This window comes from Marinicrinis lubricantis (assembly GCF_042658665.1).
Lineage (GTDB): Bacteria > Bacillota > Bacilli > Paenibacillales > KCTC-33676 > Marinicrinis > Marinicrinis lubricantis.
In genome coordinates this window covers 1-7,467 of record NZ_JBHSQV010000112.1, presented here as the reverse complement: position 1 = coordinate 7,467, position 7,467 = coordinate 1, and the positions used below count along the sequence as shown (strand labels likewise).

General features: G+C 39.0%; 9 protein-coding genes and 1 pseudogene. 8 read left to right on the top strand and 2 right to left on the bottom strand.

Features of this window, described 5'->3' with window-relative positions; genetic code table 11:
• From ACFPXP_RS08830 to ACFPXP_RS08810, 5 genes and pseudogenes are all read left to right on the top strand, one after another.
• The coding region (locus tag ACFPXP_RS08830; RefSeq protein WP_379893747.1) for an IS3 family transposase at nt 1-86 on the top strand (86 nt) is incomplete at its 5' end.
• A 31-nt stretch (nt 87-117) separates the two neighbouring features.
• A pseudogene (spoVAC, locus tag ACFPXP_RS08825) lies at nt 118-546 on the top strand (stage V sporulation protein AC); the annotation flags it as partial.
• Between the two features lie 3 nt (nt 547-549).
• On the top strand, nt 550-1,560 hold the full coding sequence (gene spoVAD, locus ACFPXP_RS08820) for a stage V sporulation protein AD (RefSeq protein ID WP_379893857.1): 1,011 nt from the start codon (nt 550-552) through the stop codon (nt 1,558-1,560).
• Nucleotides 1,557-1,907, top strand: coding sequence for a stage V sporulation protein AE (gene spoVAE / locus ACFPXP_RS08815; protein ID WP_379893856.1), 351 nt, complete (start codon nt 1,557-1,559; stop codon nt 1,905-1,907). The genes spoVAD and spoVAE overlap by 4 nt, the downstream gene beginning before the upstream one ends.
• 94 nt (nt 1,908-2,001) lie before the next feature.
• Complete coding sequence (locus ACFPXP_RS08810; protein ID WP_379893855.1) at nt 2,002-2,208, top strand: DUF1657 domain-containing protein; 207 nt, start codon at nt 2,002-2,004, stop codon at nt 2,206-2,208.
• A 243-nt stretch (nt 2,209-2,451) separates the two neighbouring features.
• Here the strand turns inward: ACFPXP_RS08810 and ACFPXP_RS08805 are convergent, their stop codons facing one another.
• On the bottom strand, nt 2,452-2,721 hold the full coding sequence (locus ACFPXP_RS08805; RefSeq protein WP_379893854.1) for a hypothetical protein: 270 nt from the start codon (nt 2,719-2,721) through the stop codon (nt 2,452-2,454).
• A 1,141-nt stretch (nt 2,722-3,862) separates the two neighbouring features.
• Nucleotides 3,863-4,549, bottom strand: coding sequence for a DUF421 domain-containing protein (locus ACFPXP_RS08800; RefSeq protein ID WP_379893853.1), 687 nt, complete (start codon nt 4,547-4,549; stop codon nt 3,863-3,865).
• Between the two features lie 179 nt (nt 4,550-4,728).
• Between ACFPXP_RS08800 and ACFPXP_RS08795 the strand changes: the two genes are divergently transcribed.
• From ACFPXP_RS08795 to ACFPXP_RS08785, 3 genes are all read left to right on the top strand, one after another.
• On the top strand, nt 4,729-6,249 hold the full coding sequence (locus tag ACFPXP_RS08795) for a phospholipase D-like domain-containing protein (protein ID WP_379893852.1): 1,521 nt from the start codon (nt 4,729-4,731) through the stop codon (nt 6,247-6,249).
• Nucleotides 6,250-6,484: 235 nt separating this feature from the next.
• Entirely contained in the window at nt 6,485-6,844 is a 360-nt protein-coding gene (locus ACFPXP_RS08790; protein ID WP_379893851.1) for a CBO0543 family protein, read from the top strand.
• Between the two features lie 237 nt (nt 6,845-7,081).
• Entirely contained in the window at nt 7,082-7,357 is a 276-nt protein-coding gene (locus ACFPXP_RS08785) for a hypothetical protein (RefSeq protein ID WP_379893850.1), read from the top strand.
• Nucleotides 7,358-7,467 lie beyond the last annotated feature (110 nt).

The following is a 7,467-nucleotide window of genomic DNA, read 5'->3' as shown; positions in this document are numbered from 1 at the left end:
GCTTCTATAATGGAAAAAGAATCCACTCCTCTATAGGGTATTTCACTCCAAATCAATACGAACGTATGTTTCATCCGGCTGCGTAATTCTCTCGATTTTATGTGTCCAATCTATTGACAGAGGTCCAGGGAGCCGCATCGTCCTGTTTTATGGAATTGTGTTAAAGCTTTTTTGGTGGGAGGAACAATTTGTCTCATTGGACAATGTATTTCATGGTTTTATATGACCTATTTTGATTTTACAGAAAAAACTGTGGGAGATCCAACCGTTGCTACACTTATATTTATTTCTGTTTTGCTCACGGGATTAGGCCTGTACGATCATATCGGACGCTGGGCTGGGGCAGGCTCAGCAGTACCTGTAACCGGATTTGCCAATTCGATTGCTTCTGCAGCCATTGATTATAGAAGTGAAGGCTATGTTCTAGGTGTGGGCAGCAATATGTTTAAATTAGCAGGTCCCGTCATTGTATTCGGCGTGGTTTCCGCTTTTGTCATTGCATTAGTTAAAACCATATGGCTCACTTGGCTGCAAGGAGGAATGTAAGAGATGAGAAAAGGTAGAACCTGGACATTTCCGAATCGACCTGTTATTACTTCCTCTGCAGCTGTTGGAGGTCCGTTTGAGGCGAAAGGTGCTCTTGCGGCTGACTTTGATATTCTCCATGAGGATTTTTGGCTGGGTCAGGATAGTTTCGAAAAAGCGGAAAAGAAATTGTTGGAACAAGCTTGTGAAAAGGCGATTGATAAAGCAGGAATGAAAAAAGAGGACATACAGTTTTACCTAGCAGGTGATCTCATGAATCAGATTGTCACCTCGAGTTTTTCTGCGCGAACATTAGGCTCTCCCTATATTGGCTTGTTTGGTGCCTGCTCCACATCCATGGAAGGTTTGGCTTTAGCTGCACTTATGGTTGATGCGAGGCAAGCAGATTATGTTTTAGCAGGAACAGCAAGCCATAATGAAGCGGTAGAAAGACAATTTAGATACCCAACGGAATATGGAGGACAACTGCCTCCTACCGCTCAATGGACCGTTACCGGTGCTGGAGCAGGTATAGTAGTAAATCGAGGAATAGGTCCTGAGATTACTTCTGCAACGATGGGACGTATAGTAGATATGGGAATAACAGACCCATTTAATATGGGTGCGGCTATGGCTCCTGCGGCTGTGGATACCATTGAAGCTCATTTAAAGGATATGAATGTAGATGTGAATTATTATGACCTGATTCTAACAGGTGATTTAGGTCGAGTGGGGCACCGAATTTGTGCAGATTTGTTAAAAGAACATGGATTGGAAATACCACAGGATAGGCTTGGAGATTGCGGTTTAATGATTTATAAAGAGAATCAGCCTGTTGACGCAGGTGCAAGCGGCGCAGGTTGTTCAGCAACTGTGTTTTACGGACATATTTTAAAGGAAATGGCAAAAGGCAAATTGAATCGGGTCCTTATGGTAGCAACAGGTGCCTTGCTTTCCCCTATTACTTTTCAGCAGAAGGAAACGATCCCTTGCATTGCTCACGCTGTATCCATTGAAAGGACGGAAAACATATGATCTTTTTTTGGGCATTTGTAGTAGGCGGTTTAATCTGTGTAGCAGGACAGCTTCTGTTGGATAAGTTAAAGCTAACCCCAGCACATACCATCACAACTTTGGTCGTAGTCGGTGCCATTTTGGATGGTTTGGGTTTATATGAACCATTAATCGACTTTGCAGGTGCGGGGGCATCTGTTCCCATCACTAGCTTCGGTAATGCTTTAGTTCATGGTGCGATGGCTGAGGCCGAAAAGAATGGCCTAATTGGTGTCGTTACTGGCATTTTTGAAGTGACAAGTGCAGGAATTTCTGCGGCAATCATTTTCGGCTTCATTGCTTCCCTGATATTCCGATCAAAGGGTTAAATAGCAGCGGCTTACAAAAACTTCTAAATTTCACTAACATAAATACCTTTTATCAGGGCTAAAATAACAATGGTTCATATGGAGGTGAAAACACATGACAGTAGCAACTCAACTTCAGCAATGTATAGCAAGCGTGCAAAGTGCCGCTGCGAGTTTAAAAACTTTTTCTCTTGAAACTCAAGATCAACAAATGAAGCAGCAATTTCAACAATTAAGTCAAACCATGGATCAGGCCATGCAACAACTGCAACAGCGTCAGCAACAAATTGAGTTAGAAGAACCGCAATACAAGCAACAATAATTGCACCAGAGAGACTGTCCTAAGTGTTGGATAGTCTTCTTTTTTGTGTCGCAGGTCAACTGATGTTTGATCTTAAAACTGACTCTTTCTGCTGAAGACTTAGGCTCATTTCTAGTGATTTAGAAGGGAATTTTTGTCAGTGAAAATAAGCTGCCATTTTCCAGGGGATATGGAAATAAGGCAGCCTTATAAGGTATTTTATATATATGTTTCAAATCGCCAGAGCAGTTTAAATCACTATTTTTATTCATCTATAGGATCTGGATCATCTGCATCTGCTGGGTCTTCAACAGGATCTTCAGTATTAGGGTCCACATCATCTATAGGATCTGGATCAACTGCATCTGCTGGGTCTTCAACAGGATCTTCAATATTTGGACCAACATTATCTATATTGTCTGGATCAGTCACATCTGCTGGGTCTTCAACAGGATCTTCAGTATTATTACAACCCATTAAAATGACGGCAGATAGAAAAATTACCGTTACAATTTTAAGCCACTTCTTATTCATTTTTACCCCCCCTTCTAATTTGTTTATTTAATTCCTGTTTATTATCTCCTCACCACTTTCTTTTATTCCCATACAGATTCATTTGAATGTGCTAAGCAAGAAGTCATGACTTCTTGTTCGACAAGCAGCCCGGGCATTTGCGCAAATTGAGGTTGTTCCAGCCGACCACGGTCGAAGAAGAGATTATGATTCCCTGAAAGCATTTGGTTTTTAGAAGGATTCGAATTCGTGCAAGGTACGGTCACATCCGTGGATAGTGGGGAAAAACAAATTCGATATACGGATGCTCAAGGAAATGATGCCCGAATTCGTTTGACCTTTTAGTCGTGGCGGTCGGTAGCATTATTTGACCATTGGATTCCAATATACCGAATGGGGATTTTAAGTGTTTATTTGTTTTTTCTAGTGTAATAATTGATATTACAAAGTACATTTTTGGAGGACCCTATGGCATTTTCAATATTCTTTTCGATAACTGTAGTAATGTATATCTCCTATGGGGTGTCTAAGAAAAATGTCCATCATTTCGAAATGATCTTTATTTGGATGGTTGTTAATATTATCCATCATAATTTCATGACGATCTTCGCATTAAATATGGGAATGTTTGATTTTGGCGATCATCCAACTCATTATTGGACTATGGCACTTATGAGGGTGTTCCTAATCCCAGTGCTCATTATCTGGTCTATTATTTGTCCCCAAAAGATATCCTCATGTAATATCTGTGTTGGTTATCTTATTCACCGTTACTGTTGCTATTATGATGGATCATACCATCGCAACCCCGCCCTTGGATTTGTATGATATCAATGATCTTAAGAAATATGAATTGTTTGATGTAATCACGTATTTATGTACACCCCTTACGCTCTATTGTCCGTATATTTATATGACAAATTCAATCCAACCGGATTATATTTTACAGCTTATGTAATGATGTGGTCCCTTCTATCCGTTGGCTTTGAATGGTTAGCCGTTATTCTTAATGTCTTCAAGTTTAACGGCTGGACAATGCTTTATTCATTTTCGTTTTACTTATTTGCTACAACTCTGCATTTAAAATTCTTTCAGTTTATCTTGAGATATTTTAAAGAATCAAAGACACACAGCTTTCGATAAATATGACAAGAATCAAGTTTTATTGTTTAGGGCTTATATGAATGCCTTCACTGACTTGCCAATCGGCATAGAATATCTCGGTTTTATCGTTAAACCCATTAGAAGTTAATTCATTTTCTAACCATTGTTGGTCAAACCCACGTTCGTTTAAATTATCCCATAAAATTTCACCATCGATAATCAAGCTAATTGGGAGTTCTACTGGGCTTTCTGGGAGATTAAGATCTTGCTTGGTCGGTTTTTGATATTTGGACTTTAGTAATGTACTTATTTGACCATTAGGTTCCAGTATACCGTATTTGACTTCACGTACTGAAAAAATATTACTTTGTCGTAGTATACTCAATATTTGATTTACATCCAATTTGTTATTTTTAGCTATCTTTCGGTCAATGATACCATCACGAATGATAATCGCAGGATTGCCTACCAAAAGGGAACGAGTCGATTTCTTTTTCAAGGTTAGAAACTCTACACCCATCATAAGAAGCGTCCACAATCCGACAGCATATAAAAAATGAAAAATCCCCATCTGATTTTCATAAATGGTATTTCCTAATAAATCCCCTAGCACTAACACAAAAACTAAGTGAAATGGGGTTAACTGTAAGATGGATGTCCTGCCTGTTACTATAATGATAAAAAATAAGGTGACAAAACCTGCGACGACTTTGATCGTCAGTAAACCAATATGAATATCTTCCAAGATATTTCCCTCCCAATCGTACTTTTTCGAGTCTTTTTATTAATTATGGGAGAATGAATAAAAGGATATACATTAGGGGGAGTTCCTCTCATTAAGAATCAATACTTGAATTTTGAAGCGAATAAGCACGTATCAGAATGCACATCTTAACTGATAATACAAAGGAGGGGTTCATTTTTATGTGGATTCTTGGGCTGTGCATAGTGAATACAGTCTTTATGTTAATTGTAGCGGTTCGTGAGGTTCGTCGGCCGGCAAAGGCTTTAAATTGGTTAGCCATAGGGCTCATTTTACCTATTATCGGTTTCCTATTTTATCTCATGACTTCGAATCCAGTGCGTATTCCTCGAAAAAGACTAACTTCTCCGCAAAATGAGTTAGATACCTTACCTGATTCATTCAGCCGTTCAGCCTCGGTTATTGCTCACTCTTTGCGGCATTTGACTGTGCAGGGGCTTCGGGTAGGGCGTGTTCAAATGCTTACGAACGGCATTGAAACATACGAGAAACTCATTGAATCCTTACGGAACGCCCAAAAGACAATTGATCTTGAATACTACGTATACAAGGATGACCAAATTGGAAGGCGCATTACGGACTTGCTGGTTGAACAGGCAGATGTCGGTGTACGGATTCGCTTTATGAGAGACGGTTGGGGGAGCCGAAAATTTCCGCAATCACAGATCACTCGGATGACCGATGCCGGAATTAAATGTCGCACGATATTTCCATTGCGCTTCCCTTGGATTCTGTCCACTTTGACTTACCGGGATCATTGTAAGATTGTTGTGATCGACGGAAAGGAAGCTTTTACAGGTGGGATTAATATCGGGGATGAGTATACTGGATTGAAGCCGAACATAGGGTTCTGGCGCGATACCCATATGCGAATTGTAGGTGAAGCTGCAAATGATTTGCAAGTTGTTTTTAATGCACATTGGAAAATCGCTTCGCCGGAAAGAACAAAGATAAGCACTAAAACAAATGATATGCGAGAATCCATTCAGGATTCAAGGCATAAATCGCAGAACATCTCTCCATCCGGTAAGGCTACTACTATTTCCGATTGGTCGGCAGAATGGGGTCCTGAACTTAGCACAATAGATCACGCCGGAGCTGACAACGTACCGAGCACATCACAGGCCTTACATGAAGCGTACGTGCAGACGTTCGAAGGTAATCCTGGAATTCCTACTCAAGTTATCCGTGAGGCTTACTTCATTTGCCTGACACAAGCAACCCAGACCATTGACATTACCAACCCTTACTTTGTACCTGATGCAGATATTATCATGGCAATAAAGACAGCTGTGGAACGTGGTGTGCACGTAAGATTACTGGTTCCACGCCACGTAATTCCCAGAATCGTAGGACCTGCAAGCCGTACCTACTACGGAGAACTGCTAGAATCCGGAGTTCATATCTACATGTACGACAAAGGTATGCTGCACGCGAAACTGATGGTTATCGATGAGGAGATTTCAGAGGTGGGTTCCACAAACTATGATATAAGAAGTTATCGCCTAAATTACGAGGTATGTGAAATCTTGTATAGTGCTGATGTGGCACGGGAACTCACAGAGCAGTTCGAGAGGGATCTTACTGATTCTATACCATTAAGAATTGAAGATTTGTTGCAACGATCCCTAACCGAGCGCATTGTTGAACAGGGTGCACGCCTGCTTTCTCCATTATTATAAGTTGTGGCTTCCTGTTTTTTTGTTCTATCTTAAATCGAGATTTAACAGATGTTTGCTTCTAAAATATTTTTAATTTTTAAAAAGTCTAAGACCCGTGTTATAAGAACTTCCAACATCGGGTTTGTTTTTTCTTATTTACGATGAAAATTTATTACCAAAAAACGGTAATACTAAAAAGGCAGCTCAAAGAGTTTGAAATCAAAAATATCTGTTACCTTTTCATTTAAATATAGGGGTGATTTCAATAAATAATATTTCTGAAAATCTAAAGGAAATACGATTATTAGAAGATAAGCTGTATCTTTTAGAATTAAATAGTTGGCTAAAAAATGAGTTTTTAACTTGGGAATGGTGGATTCTCGTCGTTTTTTTAATTGTGCCTTGGGTTATATGGGTTAAACTTGTTAAACGAGACATTATTTTAGAAATCTTGCTATTTGGTACCATAATTATCTTGACAACAACCTTATTAGATGTAGTTGGTGCACAATACAGTTTTTGGGATTACCCCATTGCATTCCTACCTTTTATTCCTAGGGCCTTTCCTTTTGATTTTTCAATGGTACCTGTACATGTTGTTATATCAATATTTTAGAACATGGAAATCTTTTATTTTAGCCCAGATCATTATGGCACTAACATATGCCTATATAGGTGAACCCTTTTGCGAGTGGGTCAAACTTGTTAATTATTTAGAGTGGAGATACAGATATTCATTCATATATTACATCATTGTTGGAATTGTAACTCGAGCTTTAATACTAAAACTAGCCTCTTTATCTAAACCTCAAGATCTTACAACTAAGTAAAATTTAAATTGGAGGAAAAAACTTTGGAAGAAGTTAATATTGGTTTACTGACGATCAAAGTCATCGTTGGTTTTGCAACTTTATTTTTTATCATTATCATAACAGGCAGAACATCCATCTATCAGTTAACCCCGTTTCACTTAGTTTTTGTGTTAGTACTTGGAGATTTTTTAGGAAATACCATTTATGAAGATAAGGTAGGGATTTTTCATTTTTTATATGCCATCGGATTGTGGACGTTTCTTATGTTGGGAATAGAGTTTATGACTCTAAAAAATAAATCTGATGCTAGACTTTAAATTGGACACGGAGAACCGAGAGTGCGACAATAAAAGCATTCATAATCGAGGTGTCCGAAATGACGAAAAAGTACGACAAGGAATTCAAACTTCAAACCGTAAGACTCATC